The 20,108-nt window shown below is 72.3% G+C and carries 15 protein-coding genes and 2 pseudogenes; 12 read left to right on the top strand and 5 right to left on the bottom strand.

The window, feature by feature from the left end; all coding sequences use genetic code 11:
- Positions 1-5: 5 nt before the first annotated feature.
- Positions 6-1,658 (bottom strand): FAD-dependent monooxygenase, encoded by a 1,653-nt coding sequence (locus B9S61_RS11270; RefSeq protein WP_103542135.1) that lies wholly within the window; start codon positions 1,656-1,658, stop codon positions 6-8.
- A 273-nt stretch (positions 1,659-1,931) separates the two neighbouring features.
- On the opposite strand from B9S61_RS11270, the gene B9S61_RS11265 reads away from it, so the two are divergent.
- From B9S61_RS11265 to B9S61_RS11235, 7 genes are all read left to right on the top strand, one after another.
- The gene (locus B9S61_RS11265) at positions 1,932-3,056 is read left to right on the top strand and encodes a SchA/CurD-like domain-containing protein (protein ID WP_103542134.1); all 1,125 of its coding nucleotides are present in this window, start codon (positions 1,932-1,934) and stop codon (positions 3,054-3,056) included.
- Positions 3,057-3,124: 68 nt separating this feature from the next.
- Positions 3,125-3,592, top strand: coding sequence for a cupin domain-containing protein (locus tag B9S61_RS11260; protein WP_103542133.1), 468 nt, complete (start codon positions 3,125-3,127; stop codon positions 3,590-3,592).
- The gene (locus B9S61_RS11255; RefSeq protein ID WP_103542132.1) at positions 3,589-4,857 is read left to right on the top strand and encodes a beta-ketoacyl synthase; all 1,269 of its coding nucleotides are present in this window, start codon (positions 3,589-3,591) and stop codon (positions 4,855-4,857) included. The genes B9S61_RS11260 and B9S61_RS11255 overlap by 4 nt, the downstream gene beginning before the upstream one ends.
- A complete protein-coding gene (locus B9S61_RS11250) occupies positions 4,854-6,098 on the top strand; it encodes a ketosynthase chain-length factor (RefSeq protein ID WP_103542131.1) in 1,245 nt (414 codons plus the stop codon). The genes B9S61_RS11255 and B9S61_RS11250 overlap by 4 nt, the downstream gene beginning before the upstream one ends.
- 27 nt (positions 6,099-6,125) lie before the next feature.
- Entirely contained in the window at positions 6,126-6,386 is a 261-nt protein-coding gene (locus tag B9S61_RS11245) for an acyl carrier protein (RefSeq protein WP_103542130.1), read from the top strand.
- Between the two features lie 2 nt (positions 6,387-6,388).
- Positions 6,389-6,871, top strand: a complete 483-nt coding sequence (locus B9S61_RS11240; protein WP_103542129.1) for an SRPBCC family protein — start codon at positions 6,389-6,391, stop codon at positions 6,869-6,871.
- A gap of 106 nt (positions 6,872-6,977) precedes the next feature.
- Complete coding sequence (locus B9S61_RS11235; RefSeq protein ID WP_103542128.1) at positions 6,978-7,313, top strand: TcmI family type II polyketide cyclase; 336 nt, start codon at positions 6,978-6,980, stop codon at positions 7,311-7,313.
- 102 nt (positions 7,314-7,415) lie between these two features.
- On the opposite strand, the gene B9S61_RS11230 is transcribed toward B9S61_RS11235, so the two are convergent.
- The 3 genes from B9S61_RS11230 to B9S61_RS11220 form a co-directional block, all read right to left on the bottom strand.
- Positions 7,416-8,444 carry a methyltransferase gene (locus B9S61_RS11230; RefSeq protein ID WP_103542127.1) on the bottom strand — a complete coding sequence of 343 codons (1,029 nt, stop codon included), beginning with the start codon at positions 8,442-8,444 and terminating at the stop codon, positions 7,416-7,418.
- Positions 8,445-8,494: 50 nt separating this feature from the next.
- Positions 8,495-9,556: a nitrous oxide reductase family maturation protein NosD gene (locus B9S61_RS11225; RefSeq protein WP_103542126.1), complete on the bottom strand. Its 1,062-nt coding sequence runs from the start codon at positions 9,554-9,556 to the stop codon at positions 8,495-8,497.
- A 642-nt stretch (positions 9,557-10,198) separates the two neighbouring features.
- Positions 10,199-10,942 (bottom strand): FadR/GntR family transcriptional regulator, encoded by a 744-nt coding sequence (locus B9S61_RS11220; RefSeq protein WP_103542125.1) that lies wholly within the window; start codon positions 10,940-10,942, stop codon positions 10,199-10,201.
- A gap of 106 nt (positions 10,943-11,048) precedes the next feature.
- Between B9S61_RS11220 and B9S61_RS11215 the strand changes: the two are divergent.
- The 5 genes and pseudogenes from B9S61_RS11215 (at position 11,049) to B9S61_RS11195 (ending at position 18,670) form a co-directional block, all read left to right on the top strand.
- Positions 11,049-12,777, top strand: a pseudogene (locus B9S61_RS11215) (IlvD/Edd family dehydratase).
- 49 nt (positions 12,778-12,826) lie between these two features.
- Positions 12,827-13,347 (top strand): annotated as a pseudogene (locus B9S61_RS42225) (fumarylacetoacetate hydrolase); the annotation flags it as partial.
- A complete protein-coding gene (locus tag B9S61_RS11205; RefSeq protein WP_103542124.1) occupies positions 13,338-14,771 on the top strand; it encodes an endo-1,4-beta-xylanase in 1,434 nt (477 codons plus the stop codon). The pseudogene B9S61_RS42225 and the gene B9S61_RS11205, both read left to right, overlap by 10 nt.
- A 406-nt stretch (positions 14,772-15,177) precedes the next feature.
- A complete protein-coding gene (locus B9S61_RS11200) occupies positions 15,178-17,247 on the top strand; it encodes a SpoIIE family protein phosphatase (RefSeq protein ID WP_103542123.1) in 2,070 nt (689 codons plus the stop codon).
- Between the two features lie 589 nt (positions 17,248-17,836).
- The gene (locus B9S61_RS11195) at positions 17,837-18,670 is read left to right on the top strand and encodes a ribonuclease BN (RefSeq protein WP_103542122.1); all 834 of its coding nucleotides are present in this window, start codon (positions 17,837-17,839) and stop codon (positions 18,668-18,670) included.
- A gap of 51 nt (positions 18,671-18,721) precedes the next feature.
- On the opposite strand, the gene B9S61_RS11190 is transcribed toward B9S61_RS11195, so the two are convergent.
- Positions 18,722-19,786 carry a galactosyldiacylglycerol synthase gene (locus tag B9S61_RS11190; protein WP_103542136.1) on the bottom strand — a complete coding sequence of 355 codons (1,065 nt, stop codon included), beginning with the start codon at positions 19,784-19,786 and terminating at the stop codon, positions 18,722-18,724.
- Between the last annotated feature and the right edge of the window lie 322 nt (positions 19,787-20,108).

Here is a 20,108-nt window from a genome sequence, read left to right as displayed (position 1 = left end):
GCTCGTCAGGTGCCGGGGAAGAGGGTGACGAGGGCCTCGTGGAGGGTCTTCGCCGGGTCGGTCGAGTGGATCTCGTGGCGCCAGGCGACGAAGCCGTCGGGGCGGATCAGGACCGCGCCGTCCGCGGTGACTCCGTGGGCCGCGGCCCAGTCCGTGCCGGGGTCGGGCGTCAGGTCGGCGGCGGGGCCGTCGCCGAGGCCGTAGGCGTCGACCGGTGCGGAGAGCCGGGCCGTCACCTCCGCGGCCGCGTCCCGCCAGGGACTGTCGCAGGAGCTCAGCAGCACCAGTGAGCGCTCGTACAGGTCGAGGGTGGAGATGCGGGTGCCTGCGCGGTCCAGCCACAGGTGCGGGGCCCGGGTACCGGGTTCACCGGTCAGCGCGAGCGCGTCCGGGACGACCGGTACGGCCGTGTCGGCGCCCAGCACCGCGCCGCCCGGATAGCGGTAGCCCAGCGCCACGTTGAGGATGCCGCCCTTCCTGCCCGCCGCACCGGTGGCTCCGCCGGCCGGCGTGTAGCCGGGATGGCTGTGCTCCACCGAGCGGGACGAGGCGCGGGCGCTGGTGGCCTCCGCGACGGGCCGGCGTTCGGCGTCGTAGGTACCGAGCAGCGCGGGTCCGGCCCAGCCGCCCAGCACGGCGGCCAGCTTCCAGGCGAGGTTGTGGGAGTCCTGGATACCGGTGTTGGAGCCGAACGCCCCGGTGGGTGACATCTCGTGGGCCGAGTCGCCGGCCAGGAACACCCTGCCGTCGGCGTACCGTTCGGCGACCCGCTCGGCGGCGTGCCAGGCGGCCCGGCCGGTGATCGTCACGTCCAGGTCCGGTACGCCGACGGCGCGCCGGATATGGGCGGCGCACCGCTCGTCGGTGAACTCCTCCAGGGTTTCACCGTGTTCGGGGTGCCAGGGGGCGTGGAAGACCCACCGCTCCCGGTTGTCGACCGGGAGCAGCGCTCCGTCGGCGTCCGCGCGGGTGAGGTAGCAGACGATGAACCTCCGGTCGCCGACGACAGCGGCGAGGTCCCGGGAGGTGAAGGTGACGCTGACGTTGTGGAACAGGTCGCCGGGGCCGTTCTGCCCGATACCGAGCCGCTCGCGGACGGGGCTGCGCGGGCCGTCCGCGGCGACGAGATAGTCCGCCCGGACGGTGGTGTGCTCGCCCGTCTCCCGGCTCTTGAGCCGTGCCGTCACCCCGTCGGCGTCCTGGTCGAACGACATCATCTCGGTGCCGAACCGCAGATCCCCGCCGAGTTCGCGCGCGCTCCGCAGCAGCACCGGTTCGAGATCGTTCTGGCTGCACAGGCACCACCCGGCGGGGCTGAACCGGGCGAGTCCGCCACCGGGGTCGATCTCCCGGAACAGCCACTCGCCGACGTCGCCGACCAGGCCCGGTGTCTGCAGGATGCCGTGGTTGTCCGCCAGCACCGACGCCGCCTCCGCGATGCGCCGGTCCACCCCGGCGGTCCGGAACAGCTCCATCGTGCGCACGTTGTTCCCCCGCCCCCGCGGATGGATCGACGTGCCCGCGTGGCGCTCCACGAGCGTGTGCGGCACTCCGAGCCGTCCCAGGAACAGCGACATGGACAGCCCCACGAGGGAGCCGCCGACGATGAGGACGGGCGTGCGGTGAACCGCTTCGCCGGCCGTGTCCGATCGGTTCATTGAAACGCCTCCAGCGTCGCCCGGACGGGCTGAGGAACAGGACGCATCTTCCATGCCCGGTGCGGACCGGTTCGCGTCCCGGCGGCACCCGGATGGCGCGCGGTTCACCCAGGTGCCCCGTGTCGCTCGCGCGCTGTCGAGGTCGCGCCGACCATCGACAGAGGCGGCCCCGGCCCATCGGACACGGCGGTCGTTCCCGACCTTCCGTGAGAAGAGCTTGACGGCAAGAGGCCCCGCGCGGAGGCCTCGTGAAGAAGAGGAGAGGTGCGCCGGATGACCATGCCGGGACGCATATCGCAGTCCGCCTTCGACGGATCCAGGTTGCGGGTGATCCTGCTGCTCGACCTGTACGAAGGAGCCCAGGAGCAGTTCCTCGACGCCTACGAGCACATGCGCAACCAGGTCGCGTCCGTCCCCGGTCACATCAGTGACCAGTTGTGCCAGTCGATCGAGAACCCCTCGCAGTGGCTCGTCACCAGCGAGTGGGAGAGCGCCCCGCCGTTCCTCGCGTGGGTGAACAGCGAGGAGCACGTCGAGACCGTCCGGCCGATGCACAGCTGCGTCCGCGACACCCGGTCGATGCGCTACAGCGTCCTGCGCGAGACCCACCCCGACCGGCCGCCCACCCCCGAGACCGCGGCGGCCGGACTCCAGCCGGCCGCCCGCGTGGGCGACGGTGTGGCACGCCACGCCCTCACCTTCACCGTCAAGCCCGGCTCCGAGTCCAAGGTCGCGGAGCACCTGGCCGCCTACAAGTCGCCCAAGGCGCAGGTCGACGACACCACACGGCTGCGCCGCACCTCGCTGTTCATGCACGGCAACCGTGTGGTGCGGGCCGTGGAGGTGGAGGGCGACCTGCTGGCCGCGCTGCGCCACGTGGCCCGTCAGCCGGAGGTGCGGGCGGTCGAGGAGGCCATCAACCCCTACCTGGAACAGGCCCGGGATCTGACCGACCCCGAGTCCGCACGGCTGTTCTTCACCCGGGCCGCACTCCCCGCCGTCCACCACGTGACGGCCGGCCGGCCGGAACCCGACGGGCTGCGGCGGCACGCGCTGTACTACCCGGCCGTCGAGGGCCGGGGCATGGACCTGGCCCGGTTCCTCGCCCACCAGGACGAGGCCGCGGCCGACGACCCGGACGGTGCCGTGTTCGCGAGCACCGTGTTCCAGCGGGACGACATCGTGGTCCGTCTCGTCGACGTCACCGGCGACCTCGACCTGGACCCGCTCGCCGCCCTCGGCATCAAGGGCCCGGGCAGGGCGGCGGAGCTCCGGCGGCTCCTGGACGGCGCCGCGATCGGCGTCGAGGGCGACCTGGAATCGGAGCGCAACCTCAACCGGCTGCTGGCGCACGCCGACATGCTGCCCGTCACCGACCGCAGCTCCGCGGATTCCTGACGGCCGACCCCGGTGGCGTCCGCGGCCCTGCCCGCCCGGACGTCACCGGCACACCGGAGGTATCAACCATGTCCAAGCAGCATCCACGCATCGTGGACCTGAGCGAGACGGAACCCAACCGACGGCGCGGAGGTGACCTCAGGACCCTGCTCACCCCGGCCACCGTGGGCTCCACCAGTGGCTTCATGGGCCTGGCGATCATCAAGCCCGGCGAGCGCATCGGCGAGCACTACCACCCGTACTCCGAGGAGTTCGTGTACGTGGTCAGCGGCGCGCTCGAAGTGGACCTGGACGGTGAGCCGTTCGCGCTCCGTGCCGAGCAGGGGCTGATGATCCCGGTCGACATGCGGCACCGCTTCCGCAACGTCGGTGACCGGGAGGCCCGCATGGTGTTCCACCTGGGTCCGCTCGCCCCGCATCCGAGTCTCGGTCACGTCGACACCGAGGAGACCGAAAGTGCGGTCGCCGGGCCCCAGTTGAAGGTCGGTGGACCCGAGCACGGCCGGTCGGCCGAGCCCAGTGAGGCCATAAAATGACCCGGCGGGTGGCCGTCACCGGTATCGGTGTGGTCGCTCCCGGCGGCATCGGAGCGACGGCGTTCTGGGACCTTCTGGCAGCCGGCCGTACCGCGACCCGCGCCATCTCCCTGTTCGACCCGGCGGGGCTGCGTTCGCGCATAGCCGCGGAGTGCGACTTCGAGCCCTACGAGCACGGCCTCGACGCGGAGCTGTGCCGACACGTGGACCGCTACATCCAGTTCGCCGTGGTCGCCGCCGCCGAAGCGGTGCGGGAGTCCGGGCTGGACACCCAGGCCCTGGACCCGTGGCGCACGGCGGTCTCGCTGGGCAGCGCGGTCGGCGGCACCACCCGGCTGGAGAGCGACTACGTGCGGGCCAGCGAGCACGGCCGGCGCTGGGACGTGGACCACCGGCAGGCGGAGCCGAAGCTGCATCTGGCGTTCTCGCCGAGCACCCTCGCCTCGGTCGTCGCCGAGCGGTTCGGCGCCCGGGGCCCGGTGCAGACGGTCTCCACCGGCTGCACCTCCGGCCTCGACGCGGTGGGCTACGCGTTCCACACCGTCACCGAGGGCCGGGCCGACGTCTGCATCGCGGGGGCGTCGGACTCGCCGATCTCACCGATCACGATGGCGTGCTTCGACGCCATCAAGGCGACGTCGCCCAACAACGACGACCCCGAGCACGCCTCCCGGCCGTTCGACGCCGAGCGCGACGGCTTCGTGATGGGTGAGGGCGCGGCGGTGCTCGTGCTCGAGGAGTACGAGCACGCGCGGGCCCGCGGCGCGGAGATCCTCTGCGAGATCAGCGGCTACGCCACCTACGGCAACGCCTACCACATGACCGGTCTGACCAGTGAGGGACTGGAGATGTCCCGGGCCATCGACACCACGCTCGACCAGGCCCGTATCGACCCCACGCTGATCGACTACGTCAACGCGCACGGTTCCGGCACCCGGCAGAACGACCGGCACGAGACGGCCGCCGTCAAGCAGTCGCTGGGCACGCACGCCCACGAGACGCCGATGAGCTCCATCAAGTCGATGGTGGGGCACTCGCTCGGCGCGATCGGCGCGATCGAGGTGGCCGCCTGTGTCCTCGCGCTGAAGCACCAGGTCGTGCCGCCGACGGCGAACTACGAGACCCCCGACCCCGAGTGCGACCTGGACTACGTGCCGCGCACAGCCCGCCCGCGGAAGCTGAGCAACGTGCTCTCCGTCGGCAGCGGGTTCGGCGGCTTCCAGTCCGCGGTGCTGCTGAGCGGGCCGGGCGGGAGGACACGATGAGCAATCGGCGCCCCGGGCGCGCGGTCGTCACCGGCATCGGTGTGATCGCGCCCAACGGACAGCGGACCGACGCCTACTGGAAGTCCGTCCGCGAAGGCATCGGCGTACTGGACCTGATCAGCCGCGAGGGCTGCGACCATCTGCCGCTCCGCGTGGCGGGCGAGGTGCGGTCGTTCGACCCGGCGGCCCTCATCGAGGACCGGTTCCTGGTGCAGACCGACCGGTTCAGCCACTTCGCGATGGCCGCGGCCGCACTCGCCCTCGAAGACGCCGGGCTCGGCGGTGACATCGCGGAGCCGTTCTCGGTCGGCGTGGTCACCGCAGCCGGGTCCGGAGGCGGCGAGTTCGGCCAGCGCGAGCTGCAGAAACTCTGGGGAAAGGGCTCCAAGTTCGTCGGCCCGTACCAGTCCATCGCCTGGTTCTACGCCGCGAGCACCGGCCAGATCTCCATCCGTGGCGGGCTCAAGGGGCCCTGCGGGGTGGTGGCCAGTGACGAGGCGGGCGGTCTGGACTCCCTCGCGCACGCGAGCCGGGCCGTGCGGCGCGGCACCGACGTGATGGTGGTAGGGGCCGCGGAGGCGCCGCTGGCCCCGTACTCGATGGTCTGCCAGCTCGGCTACCCCGAGCTGAGCACCGTCGACGACCCCGCCCTCGCCTACCGCCCGTTCACCGAGAAGGCATCCGGGTTCGTGCCCGCCGAGGGCGGCGCCCTGCTCGTCGTCGAGGACGAGGAGCGGGCCCGGACGCGCGGAGTGCCCGTACGGGCCGTCGTGGCCGGCCACGCCGCCACGTTCACCGGGGCCTCCCGGTGGGCGGAGTCCCGCGAGGGCCTGGCCCGCGCGATCTCCGGCGCGCTGGACGAGGCGGGCTGTGCCCCGGAGGAGATCGACGTCGTCTTCGCCGACGCCATGGGCGTGCCCGAGGCGGACCGCGCGGAGGCGCTGGCGATCGCCGACGCCCTCGGGGCGCACGGCAGGCGGGTACCGGTCACGGCGCCCAAGACCGGTATCGGCCGTGCCTACTGCGCGGCGCCCGTGCTGGACACGGTGGCCGCGGTGCTCGCGATGGATCACGGCCAGGTGCCGCCCACGCCCAACGTGTTCGACATCTGCCACGACCTCGACCTGGTGATGTCGCACGCTCGCCCCGCCGAGCTGCGCACCGCCCTCGTCCTCAGCCGGGGACTGATGGGCTCCAACGCGGCGCTGGTCGTGCGCCGCGGGGACGATTCCGCCCGGTAGGTCCGGGCGGGGAAGGAGCAGTCACCCATGATCACCACCGAAGTGACCTTCGACGAGCTGTCCGCCCTGATGAAGCAGGCGGCCGGCATCACCGTCACCCCCCGGGAACTCAAGGAGGCCGCGGAGTCCCCGTTCGACTCCTTCGGTCTGGACTCGCTCGGTCTGCTCGGCATCGTCGGCGAACTGGAGAACCGGTACGGGCAGTCGCTGCCCCCCGACTCCGAACGCTGCAGGACGCCCCGGGAGTTCCTGAACCTCATCAACAGCACCCTCACGGCTGGAGCCTGAAAGTGGCCGGACACACCGAGAACAGCATCACCATCGACGCTCCCCTCGACCTGGTGTGGGAGATGACCAACGACCTGGAGAACTGGCCGCGGCTGTTCAGCGAGTACGCGTCGGTGGACGTCCTCTCCGTGGAGGACGGCACGACGACGTTCCGGCTGACCATGCACCCGGACGAGAACGGCAAGGTCTGGAGCTGGGTGTCGGAACGCACCCCGGACCGCGAGAAGCGGACCGTGCGCGCCCGCCGGGTCGAGACGGGGCCGTTCGCCCACATGGACATCCTGTGGGAGTACGCGGAGCTGCCGGGCGGGGTCCAGATGCGCTGGACGCAGGACTTCGCGATGAAGCCCGACGCCCCGGTCGACGACGACTGGATGACGGACAACATCAACCGCAACTCCCGTACGCAGATGGCCCTGATCCGGGACCGGATCGAGCAGGTCGCCCGGGACAGCGAGAGCGCGTCCGTCGCGTCCTCGCGCTGAGCGCCGGTCCGGGACAGGTCACGGCGGGAGACGGCAGGCCCAGGCAGGACACGGAAGGAAACAGCAGGACACGGCAGGACACGGCAGGACACGGAAGGACACCCCCATGCACCACGCCCTCATCGTCGCCCGGATGAAACCCGGTTCGGCGTCGGACATCGCCGACGTGTTCGCCGCCTCCGACCGGGGTGAGCTCCCCCACCTGGTCGGGGTCAGCCGGCGCAGCCTCTTCCAGTTCGGGGACGACGTGTACCTGCACCTCATCGAGGCCGAGCAGGACCCGGCGCCCGCCATCGCGAAGCTGGCCTCGCACCCCGAGTTCCGGGGCATCAGCGAGCGGCTGGAGGCGTACGTCAGCCCGTACGACCCGGCCACCTGGCGGGGCCCGAAGGACGCCATGGCGCAGTGCTTCTACCGCTGGGAGCGCGGCGCCGGATCCTGAGCCGAGACCGCCGGGAAACCCCGGGGCCGCCGGTTCCGCGTCAGTCGCGGGGCCGGCGGCCTCGGGGTTCTCGCGCCTCGGGACTTCCCGCGCGCCGTGCGGTCAGCCGGGCACGGTGCACTCGAAGGCGTGGAGATAGGCGTTGACGGGGCGGATGTCGCCGATGACGAGGCCCGCGTCGGTCAGCCGGTCGACCATGCTCTGCCGGGTGTGCTTGGCGCCACCGACGTTGAGGAGCAGCAGCAGGTCCATGGCGGTGGTGAACCGCATAGACGGAGTGTCGTCGACGAGGTTCTCGATGACCACGACGCGGGCTCCGGGCCCGGCCGCCTCGCGGACGTTGGCCAGCGCCCGCCGGGTGCTGTCGTCGTCCCACTCCAGGACGTTCTTGATGATGTACACGTCCGCCCGGACGGGGACCTTCTCGCGGCAGTCACCGGCCACGACGTCGACCCGGCCGGCGAGGGCACCGCCCGCGCGCAGCCGCGGGTCGGCGTTCTCGACGACGCCCGGCAGGTCGAGCAGCGTGCCGTGGAGGTGGGAGTGCTTCTCCAGGAGGCTCGCCAGGACGTGCCCCTGGCCGCCCCCGATGTCCACGACCGAGGAGGCGCCGTCCAGGTCGAGCAGACGGGCCACGTCACGGGCGGACTGCTCGCTGGACGTCGTCATCGCACGGTTGAACACATGCGCGGACTCGGGGGCCGAGTCGTTGAGATACGTGAAGAACTCCCGGTCGTACACGTCTTCGAAGACGTTGCCGCCGGAACGCACCGCGTCGTCGAGCAGCGGCCAGACGTTCCAGGTCCACGGTTCGGTGCACCACAGGGCGATGTAGCGCAGGCTGTGCGGGTCGTCCTCGCGCAGCAGCCGGGACATCTCGGTGTGCGCGAAGGTGCCGTCGGGGTTCTCGGCGAAGACGCCCTGGCAGGACAGCGCGCGCAGCAGCCGCCGCAGGGTGTGCGGCTGGGTCTTCACCGCCGTCGCCAGGTCGTCGACGGTCATCGGGCTGTCGTCCAGGGCGTCCGGCACGCCCAGCCGGACGGCCGCGCGTACGGCGGCGGCGCAGGCCGCCCCGAATACGAGCTCCCTCAGCCGCATGGGCGGCGGGGGAGCCGGATCAACGGTGGTCATCCGTTGCCTCGCTTCTGCTGTTGTGCAGTCGGTTGGGGGGGTGGAGCCGGTCAGCACATTCCGGCGGGTTCGGAGAGCGTGCAGGTGTTGCGGCTGAAGGTGTTGGTCTTGGCGGTGTCCCGGTTGGCCAGGTCGGCCGGGCTGTTGCCGGTCACCAGGTTGTCGCGGATCTCGTTGCGCTCGCTGGGCGTGCCGACGAGGCTCTTGAACAGCACGATGCCTCCGGACAGCGGGGAGGTGCCCTTGTTGTCCTCGATCCGGTTGAAGGCGACCCGGGTGTGCTCGACACCGGTGAGGACGATGCCCGAGCCCTGCAGGAAGGGCAGCCGCGGCGTCTTCGCGCAGTACTTGTTGTTGGCGTGGATGTGGTTCCACGTCACGTTGAGATGGCCGGCGCGCGGCTTGGACTCGTCGCCGACCACGAACACGGCGGCGCAGTTCCCGGTGGCCTCGTTGTGGGAGACGCTCAGGTTCCGCAGCCGCCGTACGGTGATGCCGACCCGGTTGCCTTCCGTCCTGTTGTGCCGGATCCGCGTCTCCCCGGCGTCCCGGGCGCCCTCCTCGGTGTCGACGGTGTTGGCGACGAAGAGTCCGGCGTCGCCGTTCTTGCGGGCGAGGTTGTGGCTGAGCACGCTGCTGACGGAGCGTTCCTCGGCGATGCCCCACTGGCCGTTCTTCTCCGCGGTCACCTGCCGGACCCTCAGGTCCTCCGTCCCGGTGGCCCACACCCCGTTCTTGGCGAAGCCGCGCACCGTCAGCGAGCGCACGGTGACGTCCTCGAGGGGATTCTTGTCGGTGCCGGCGACGCAGATGCCGTTGCCGGCCTTGGCGCAGGCGCTCTTGCCGGGGGTCTTGGCGGGCACCAGCACGGTGCGGGTGGCACCGTGGCCCCGCAGGGTGATGTCCGACTCGGTGATGTCGACGCTCTGCCGGTAGGTACCGGGCCCGAGGAGGACGGTGTCCCCCGGTTCGGCGGCGTCGACGGCCTTCTGGATCGACTGTCCGGGCTGTACACGGTGCACGGTCGGCTGATGGGTCGACGGGGCGGCACCCAGCCCCGCGGCCACCACGGCGGTGGTACACGCCAGATACGCGATGTGACGTCTGTTCATGAGCCGAAGCTATGAGCGCGTGATCGCCCCCGCCACCGCTGATCACCCAGCCGGGCGCGGTGCCCGCCGGCCACCGCAGCCGGGCCGGTCCCGCGGCCGGCCACTGAGGTCACGGCGCTGCCCCGGCAGGAGTCGTCGCACCGGCGGGCACCGGCGGCCCTGAGCTCGCCCGTTCGGCTGCGGCCGCCTCGTCCGTCCCGCCGCTCCACGGGGTCGTTGGCTCTGACGTGCCCGCGATCCAGGGCCCCGGTGGCTCCGGGCGCCCGTCCACCGCAGCCAGACGGACGGAGTATGCCCCTGCCCCGGATACCCGGACCCCTGGCTGGCCGCCGGCGTCGTACCGCGACCGGACGGCCACCTTCATGAGCCACTCGCGCACTCGTCCTTGACTCCAGAACCCTTCACCTCCTCCACGAGGGCCGGGCAAGGCCCTGCCGTGCGGAGCCGGGCGCAGTTCTTCACAGGTGGACGGCGACGCTTGTGGCCCGGCCAACCGACGGGCAGGTTCTCCCCCTGCCGGTGGCACGGACTCCGTTCCTCGTTGACCCGGTAACGGAGTTGACCGGCGCTGTCGCACCAGGTTCACCTGCCGCGGTCTCCGGTCGGCGCGGCGGTGCGTGGCAGGGTCGCAGCCGTGACAGGTCATACGGCACGGCCCGGCACATCGGGTGACTGGGCGATCTCCTGTTCGGCGGCTTCGATGAGGGCCAGCACGGCGGCCGCCGCGGCGGCGGGATCGCGGGCCTCGACGGCCCGCACGATGGCGCGGTGCCCCGGCAGCGAGGCTTCCACCGCGCCGGGGGTCTGGGTGCTGACGAGGAAGCTGTGTTCCAGCGCGATGTCGACGGCGCGGCCCAGTGAGCCGAGGAGACGGTTGCCGCTGGCGTCGAGCAGGGCCCGGTGGAAGGCGATGTCGGCCTCGACGTAGCCGCCGCGGCCGGGTTCCGCCGCCGCTGCCTCCATGGCCGCCAGGGAGTCGTACAGGGCTCGTACGTCGTCGGGGCCGGCCCGGTCGGCGGCGAGCCGGGCCGCCTCGGGCTCGACGATCCGGCGCAGTTCGGTCGTGTCGCGCAGCAGTGCCGTGGCGTCCCCGGCCTGTTTCCAGCGCAGCACGTCACGGTCCAGGTGGTTCCAGTGCTCCGGGGGCAGGACGCGCGTGCCGGTGCGCGGGCGTACGTGCAGCATCCCCTTGGCCACCAGTGACTTGACCGCCTCCCGCAACACCCCTCGGCTGACGCCGATCTCGGCCGCGAGCGCGTCCTCGACCGGCAGCGGGTCCCCCGGTTCCCACGCGCCACCGGCGATGCGCCGCCCGAGCTCGTCGACCACGCGCTGGTGCATGGTCGGAAAGTGCACCACGATCTCTGCTCGCCCCCTGGACGCCATTCATCGAATCATTTAATGACTGCCTGACAGGGTACGGCCCGCGTGCCCTCGCCCGCCAATGCCCCATCGCCGGGCGGACGACGCCGGAGCCTACGGGAGTGCTTACATGACCGACGGTCACAAGACGAGTCGCCGCAGCCAGGCGTGGTTCGGCGCGCAGGGCCGCAGCGGGATGCCGTACCGCTCCTGGATGCGCAACCAGGGACTCGGGCACGAGGTGTTCGACGGACGCCCCGTCATCGGGATCGCGACCAGTGCCTCCGAACTCGCCCCGTGCAACGCCCATCTGACGCACGTCGCCGAAGCCGTCAAGCGCGGCGTGTGGCAGGCGGGCGGCCTGCGGCTCCAGTTCCCCACCATGGCCACCGGCGAGACCCTGATGCGCCCCACCGCCATGCTGTACCGCAACCTCATGGCCATGGAGGTCGAGGAGCTGATCCGGGCCAATCCGCTCGACGGTGTCGTGCTGCTGTCCGGCTGCGACAAGACGACGCCCGCCATGCTCATGGGCGCCGCCAGCGTCGGCCTGCCCGCCGTCATGGTCACCGGCGGGCCGATGCTCAACGGCAAGTACCGGGGCCAGGACGTCGGATCCGGCACCCACGTGCGGAAGTTCGAGGAGGACCTGAAGACCGGCCGGATGACCGAGGAGGAGTGCTTCTTCGCGGAAGGGCGCATGGCCCGTTCCAACGGGCACTGCATGACGATGGGGACGGCCTCGACGATGGCCTGCATGGCCGAGGCGCTCGGCATGCAGCTGCCGGGCTCGGCTGCCTGGCCCGCGGTCGACTCCCGCCGGATGGAGATCGCGCAGGCGGCGGGGCAGCGCGTCGTACGGATGGTGGAGGAGGAACTGCGCCCGTCGCGGATCCTGACCCGGAGGGCGTTCGAGAACGCCGTCCGCGTCAACGCGGCCATCGGCGGCTCCACGAACGCGCTCATCCATCTCACCGCCATCGCCGGACGCGTCGGCGTCGAGCTGGACCTCCAGGACTTCGACGACCTGGTCCGGGCGGTACCGACCCTGGTCAACCAGCGGCACGTACCTCATGGAGGACTTCTGCTCCGCGGGCGGCCTGCCCGCCGTCCTGGCCGAACTGCTCGGCGGGAAGCTGCTGCACGGCGAACAGATCACGGTCACCGGACGCACCGTCGCCGAGAACACCGAGAACACCGAACGCATCGGCTCCGACGTCATCACCGGCCTCGACGCCCCCTTCCAGCCGGCCGGCACCGGCATCGCCGTCCTCCGCGGCAACCTGTGCCCCGACGGCGCCGTGATCAAGCAGTCCGCCGCGTCACCGCACCTGCTCACCCACCGCGGCCCCGCGCGCGTCTTCGACTCCCCCGAGGCCTATCACGAGGTGGCCGACGACCCGGACCTCGACATCGACGAGAACACCGTCATCGTCGTCCGCAACGCCGGCCCCAGGGGTTACCCCGGCATGCCCGAGGTCTCCAACGTCCCGCTGCCCGCCAAGCTGCTGAAGGCCGGCGTCACGGACATGGTGCGCGTCTGCGACGGCCGGATGAGCGGCACCGGGTACGGGACGGTGGTCCTGCACGTGGCGCCCGAGGCCGCCGTCGGCGGGCCCCTCGCCCTGGTACGCGACGGGGATCCCGTGGTCCTCGACGTCCCGAACCGCAGCCTGCGCCTGGACGTGGACGACGCCGAGCTCACCCGGCGCCGGGACGCCTGGCGGGCACCCGCCGAGCGGCACACCGGCGGGTACACCTGGCTCTACACCCAGAACGTGGAACAGGCCGACCGGGGCGCCGACTTCGGCTTCCTGCGCGGAAGCCGTGGCCACGAGGTCCCCCGCGACTCCCACTGAGTCCGCACCCAGGCGACCGCATCCCCTCGAATCCAGGAGAGCATCGATCGTGGAACCGGCAGCAGCGCTCCCCCGTCCGGTCCTCACCGCCGGCTCCGTCCTGCCGGAGGACGCCGGCCGGGCCGTCCTCGTCGCGCGCGTCCACGACCCGCACTGGAACGGACCGTGTGTGGCCGCGGTCCGCGGCGAGCACGTCGTCGACCTGACGGCCGTCGCACCCACCGTCTCCGACCTCATGGAACGCGACGACGCGGCGGCGGTCGTCCGCGAGGCCGACGGCGGACACGTCTGGCGCCTGGACGAACTGCTCGCGGCGCCGGCCGGCCGCCGTGACGCCCCGCATCTGCTGGCCCCCGTCGACCTGCAGGTGCTCAAGGCCGCGGGCGTCACCTTCGCCCGGAGTCTGCTGGAACGCGTCATCGAAGAACGCACGGGGGCGATCCGGCGCAGGCCGCGCGGGTGCGGGCCCGCGTCGGTCAGGTGGTGGGGGGCACGCTCGACGGCATCCGTCCCGGATCGCCGGAAGCGGTCAAGGCCAGGGACCTGCTCCTGGCACATTCATGGGCTCGTACGCCCTTCCCCGACCCGACATCCGCCGGAAGATCCGCGACCTGCTGCCGGCACTGGTCATCGGCGCTCTCGGTGCGGCCACCGTGCTGGTCGCACCCCCGCCCGCACACGCCGCCGAAAGCACGCTCGGCGCCGCGGCGGCGCAGAGCGGCCGCTACTTCGGCGTCGCCGTCGCCTCGGGCAGGCTGGGCGACTCGACGTACGCGACGATCGCGAACCGTGAGTTCAACTCGGTGACGGCCGAGAACGAGATGAAGATCGACGCCACCGAGCCGCAGCGGGGCCAGTTCAACTTCACCGCCGCCGACCGCGTCTACAACTGGGCGGTGCAGAACGGCAAGGAGGTGCGCGGCCACACGCTGGCCTGGCACTCCCAGCAGCCCGGCTGGATGCAGAGTCTCAGCGGCAACGATCTGCGCCAGGCGATGGTCGGCCACATCAACGGCGTGATGACCCACTACAAGGGCAAGATCGCTCAGTGGGACGTCGTGAACGAGGCCTTCGCCGACGGCAGTTCGGGAGCCCGGCGCGATTCCAACCTGCAGCGCAGCGGCAACGACTGGATCGAGCTCGCCTTCCGCACCGCGCGCGCCGCCGACCCGTCCGCCAAGCTCTGCTACAACGACTACAACGTCGAGAACTGGACGTGGGCCAAGACCCAGGCCATGTACTCCATGGTCCGGGACTTCAAGCAGCGTGGTGTGCCGATCGACTGCGTCGGCTTCCAGTCGCACTTCCACAGCGGCAGCCCCTACAACAGCAACTTCCGCACCACCCTGCAGAACTTCGCCGCCCTCGGCGTCGACGTGGCCGTCACCGAACTCGACATCCAGGGCGCCTCGCCCACGACCTACGCCAACGTGGTCAACGACTGCCTGGCCGTCGAGCGCTGCCTCGGCGTCACCGTCTGGGGCGTGCGCGACAGCGACTCCTGGCGATCGGAGCACACGCCGCTGCTGTTCAACAACGACGGCAGCAAGAAGGCCGCCTACAACGCCGTCCTCGACGCGCTCAACGGCGGCGACTCCACGGAGCCCCCCGGGGACGGCACCTCGCTCAGGGGCGTCGGTTCCGGCCGCTGCCTGGACGTGCCCAGCGCCAGCACCACCGACGGCACCCAGCTCCAGCTGTGGGACTGTCACGGCGGCACCAACCAGCAGTGGGAGTACACGGACGCCGGTGAGTTCAGGGTCTACGGCGACAAGTGCCTGGACGCCGCCGGCAGCGGCAACGGCTCCAAGGTCCAGATCTACAGCTGCTGGGGCGGCGACAACCAGAAGTGGCGCCTCAACTCCGACGGATCCATCGTCGGCGTCCAGTCCGGCCTCTGCCTCGACGCCGTCGGAGGCGGCACCGGCAACGGCACCCTGATCCAGCTCTACTCCTGCTCGAACGGAAGCAACCAGCGCTGGAGCCAGGCCTGACCGGATCCGTCACGGACGAAGGGCTGAACCGGTGAAGCCCTTCGGTGCGGCAGCGCCTCCCTGCACACAGCTCCAGTGATCCGCGCACGAAGGAGGGGGGCCCGGACAGCCCTGGCCCCCCTCCGTGGAGTGTCGCCGCTTCCACGAGTGGCGGCGCTTCCACGGATGGCGGCGCTCCTCGACGGCGCTCCTCCGTATCGCTCCGCGTGCGGCCTCTCCGCCGCCTGGATGCCTTCGCGGCACGTTGGGCATAGTGTCCGCATATGCGCGATTTTCGGTGTGACTGGTGCGACGCAGTCCCGCCGGGAGCGGCGGTGCCCGTGTTCCGGCGGCCCGCGCCCGACGCGGCCGGGCGGAGCGGGCCGGAGCCGGTCGCCGTGCCGCTGAGGGTCCGGGCGGGCGGCTGATGGAAACCGCGATGGCCGCCGTGGTGCGGGAGAGCGGCGCGTACGGCGGACTGCTGTACGTGCTGCCGCCGGGCGACAGCGTGTTGTGGCTGGTCGTGGTGGCAGGTCTTCCGCAGGAGCTCGCGGCCCCCTGGCGGCGGGTCGCGCTGTCCGACCCGGTGCCGGTGGCGGACGCCGTGCGTGAGCGGCGCCTGGTGTGGCTCGGCGGCCAGGAGGAGATCGCGCGCCGTTACCCCCGGCCGGCTCTCGTGCTGCCGTACGACTTCGCGATGGCGGCCGCCACGCTCACTTCGGAGGACGAGACCCTGGGCGGGCTGGTGCTGCTGTGGTCCGGAACCCGTTCACCGCAGCTGAGCCCCGCCGAACGCCAGGCGATCGAGGCGGGCTGCGCCCGCCTCGGCAGCCTTCTCAAGCAGCGTGCGGACCGCGGCGACCCGCTGCTGCCCGGAGGCCGGCCGCTGACCCTGCCCCTGCCGAGCGGGCGCACCGTCCCACCCGGCGAGGCGGCCGCGGCCACGGCCACGGCCTTCATCGACCGTCTGCCCGGGGGGTCCTGCGCGCTCGACACGCACGGCCGCCTCGAGTTCGTCACCCCCGGCGCCGCCGAACTCCTCGGCGCCGGCCCGGACCACCTGGTGGGCGCCCTGCCCTGGGAGGCGTTGCCGTGGATGGACGTTCCCCAGGTCGAGGACCGCTACCGGGCCGCGCTGGTCAGCCGTGAGCCGCAGACCTTCACCGTCCTGCGGCCGCCGGGGACGTGGCTGGCCTTCGAGCTGTACCCGGACCCCTCCGGGATGAGTGTCCGCATCAGCGCCGCAGACCCGTCCGACGCCGCTGCGGCCGCACCGTCCGGGCCGGCCGCCGGACCGAGCCGCGCCACGCTGCTCTACCACCTGATGCAACTGGCCGCGACCCTGACCGAGGCCGTCGGCGTCCAGGACGTGGCCGACCGGACCGCCGACCAGCTCCTGCCCGCTCTCGGCGCCCAGGGCCTGGTCCTCATGACGGCCGAGGACGGCCGCCTGAAGGTCCTCGGTCACCGCGGCTACAGCCCCGACCTCATGCAGCGCTTCGACGCCGTCCGCCTGAGTGCGGACATCCCCGCCGCCAGGGTTCAGGCCACCGGCATCCCGGACTTCTTCACGACGTTCGCCGACCTCCAGCACGACTACCCCTCCGCCGTGCACGAGGACGACATGGCCGCATGGGCCGTCCTGCCGCTGATCGCCTCCGGCCGCCCCCAGGGCTCACTGCTCCTCGCCTACCGCAGGCCCCATGCCTTCCCGCCCGGTGAACGCGCCGTCCTCACCTCCATGGCGGGGCTGGTCGGCCAGGCCCTGGACCGCGCCCGCCTCTACGACGCCAAGCACAACCTCGCCCACCGCCTGCAGTCCGCCCTGCTGCCGCACGCCCTTCCACGGGTCTCCGGGCTGAAGGTCGCCGCACGCTACCTTCCGGCGGCCCGGGGTCTGGGGATCGGCGGCGACTTCTACGACCTGATCCGACTCGACGAGCACACCGCCGGTGCCGCCATCGGCGATGTCCAGGGCCACAACGTGGACGCCGCGGCGCTCATGGGGCAGGTCCGCACCGCCGTCCACGCCCACGCCACCGCGGGTTCGCCCCCCGACCAGGTCCTGGCGGGCACCAACCGCCTGCTCAACGACCTCGAACCGGGTCTGTTCACCAGCTGTGTCTACGTCCATCTGGACCTCGCCAACCAGCGCGCCTGCATAGCCACGGCCGGTCATCCGCCGCCACTGCTGCGTCACGCCGACGGGCGCACCGAACTCCTCCGGGTCCCCCCGGGCCTTCTGCTCGGCATCGAGCCGGACTCCCGCTATCCGACCCGGGACGTCCCCCTGCCACCCGGCTGCGTGCTGGTCCTGTACACCGACGGACTCGTCGAAGCCCCCGGGGTGGACATCGACAACGCCACCGCCGCCCTCGCCGGGCTGATCGAACAAGCGGACCCGGCCGACCTCGACGCCATGGCCGACACCCTCATCCGTCACGCCCCCAGCCCCGGGGACGACATCGCCCTGCTCCTCATCAGCCCGGACGGGTGACCCGCCGGCCCCCGGGGGACGGGCGCTGCGGCGGCCGGGGCGCGGGCGGGCACGTACCGGCCCGGGAGCGCAACCGGCCGGTACGCCGCGTCACCCGCCGGACGGACAGCGTTCCCGCACGCGGCTCAGGCCGCGTTTCGGCGCCCGGCCGAAGGGTGAAGTCCGAGACTGACGTGGGCACCACGGCCCATCCCGGTGAGCCGGCCGTCCATGACCGACGATCGTCTCCCGCACGCCCGACACCCCCAGAGGCCCATGTCCACCGCACCAGCCGACGTGACCCGGACCCGCGGACCCGCCGTCCCCGAGCCGTCCTCCGTCGTCCGCCACCACCGGCACGGGGACCCGGGGCCGGTCGCCCGGTGGCGCCGGACGTCCGTACCCGCCGGTCCGCGGGCGTTCTCCGGTGCCGCGCCGCGGACACGGGCGGAACCGGCCGTCGTCCGGGGCGGCGGGCACGTCTCCCGGACCGTGCGGCCGCCTCCCGCTGCCGCGCGCACGAGGTGAGAACCCCTTCCCCGCCCAGGTCCGTCCCGTCCGCCGCCGGGTGGCACGGACGGGGGCACGCGAGCCGACGAAGGAGCGCACCGTGAGGCGTCACCTGCGCACGCTCCGGCGCGGATGGCACTGGCTGGGCGCCCAGTCCCTGATCCGGCACGGCCGTGACCTCGAACTGATGCACAGGGCCATGGGGTTCGCCACGCTGGCACTCGTCACGCTCGCCCCCCTGCTCATCGTGATCGCCGCCGCCGACCCGCTCGGCCGGGGCGGCTTCGCGGCCTGGCTGGCGGACGGCATGGGACTGTCCGGCCGGTCCGCACGCGTCCTCGCGGAGATCATCAGCCCACCGCGCGAGGTGGTCGGCACCACCAGTCTGTGGGGTGTGCTGGCGCTCGCCGCGTTCGGCATCCCGTTCGGCGGGAGCGTCCAGAACGGCTACGAGCGGACCTGGGGCGTGCCACCGGGGCCCTGGCACCGGATCTGGCGTCAGGCGACCTGGCTGTGCTTCCTGACCGCCTATCTCTACCAGGAAGTGCTGACCCGGGACGCCATGCACGGGCCGGAGCGGATCACCGTCTCGCTGGTGACCGGTGTGCTCTTCTTCTGGTGGGGGCAGCGTTTCCTGCTGGGCGGCCAGGTCCGCTGGTGGCATCTGCTGCCGGGCGCGGTCGCCACCATGACGGGTCTGATCGGCCTGCGCGGCTTCTCCTACTTCGTCTTCACGCCGCTGATCGTCGAGAACGCGATCAGTTACGGCACCGTCGGCGTCGTCCTGATCGTGGAGTCGTGGCTCATCGGGGTGGGGTTCGTCATCTTCGGCGGCGCCATGTTCGGCCGCTGGCTCCTGGACCAGCACGGGCACCGGTTCACCGAGGACCTGCCCCCGCGGAGCGGGCCACGGCCGGCGGGCGACGACCGGTGACCGACGCGCAGGCGCCGGTCCCCCTCCGGAGGTTCCGGCGGGTCCGGCCGGTCACACGGAGGGCGCGCCGGCGAGTGCGGACACACGGTCCAGCACGTCACCGCGGAAGAGCCGCCGTCCGCGGGCGATCCGCTGGTCCCGGTACGGGCCGTCCACCGACAGCCGCCGCAGCGCGCCCAGCAGGGCGTCGGCGTCCGTGGCGGTCTCGGAGACGCCGAGGGCCGCCATCCTGCGGACACCCTCCGCACCGTGGCCGGGCAGCGGACGGTAGCCCACCACGGGCGTCCCGCAGGCCAGTGCCTGTACGGCGGTCTGCCCGGCGGCGTTGTCGATCAGGACCCGGGACGCCCGCAGCAGGCCGGGCATGTCGGTGACCCAGTCCGGTACGAACGTGCCCGGCAGCCCGGCCAGGCGGGCCCGGAGCCGTTCGTTGCTGCCACACAGCACGACCGGGAGGAATCCGGCGCCGGTGAGCAGCCGGGCGGTCCGGTCCAGCTCGGAGGCCGCGCCCCAGGCGCCGGCGGACAGCACGACGGGCGTGCGTGCGGGAGCGTACCGCTCGAAGCGCCGCCGCCACGGCCCGGCTCCGGGCGCCGGTGCGAAGAAGCCGGGGGCCACGACCGGCCCGGTCGTCTCGACGGGCACCGGGACGCTCCGGCCCACGTCCCGCGCGGCGTCGTCGGTGAGGCAGAGGTACAGGTCGTTGCCGGAGTGGAGCCACTGCCGGTGGACGGCGAAGTCGGTCATGAAGACGGCGCTCGGCGGCCCCAGCCGCCCCCGGGCTCTGAGGTGGCCGGTCAGCTGGGCCGCGAGGTGGAAGACGGGGACGACGACGTCGGCGTCCGTGCGCTCCGTCAGCTCCGTCAGACGGCGGCCCGCCAGCCGGGCCAGCGGCAGACCGCTCGGGCGGTGCCGCGGCCCGGGACGCAGCAGGGCGGCGTAGAGGGCCGCGTACACCCAGGGGAAGTGCCGTACCGAGGACCGGTAGAAGAGGCGCAGACCCGTGCCCAGGCCGTGCGGAAGGAGCCGCAGGAGGTCGACGACCACGACTTCGTGGCCCTGCTCCCGGGCGCGGCGGGCCAGTTCGCCGGTCACGGTGTCATGGCCGGCGCCCATGCTCGCGCTGACGATCAGCAGTCGCGGCCCGCCGTCCGCGGATGCGTTCCGGCGGGGCGCCGAGGACGGTGAGTGCACGTCGTGCCGTGTCTCCCCGCGCCGCGCCGGTGAAACACGCTCCGCCGCGTTTCACCGGCCCGTCCCGGGATACTCCGGTTTGCCCCACCCCGCCGAACGCACGCCGGGAGCGGCCGTGGGTCGTCGGTCTCCCGGGCGTGTCCGTCTCCGCATCTGAGGTGCAGCCCATGTCTCACGCTTCCCGTGCCGGCACCGCCGACGTGCCGTCCCCCGGGACGTCCGTCACACCGGCGGGCGTGGTGCC

It is taken from the genome of Streptomyces sp. SM1, assembly GCF_002910825.1.
GTDB classification, from domain to species: domain Bacteria; phylum Actinomycetota; class Actinomycetes; order Streptomycetales; family Streptomycetaceae; genus Streptomyces; species Streptomyces okerensis.
This window is presented reverse-complemented; position numbering and strand designations above follow the sequence as displayed.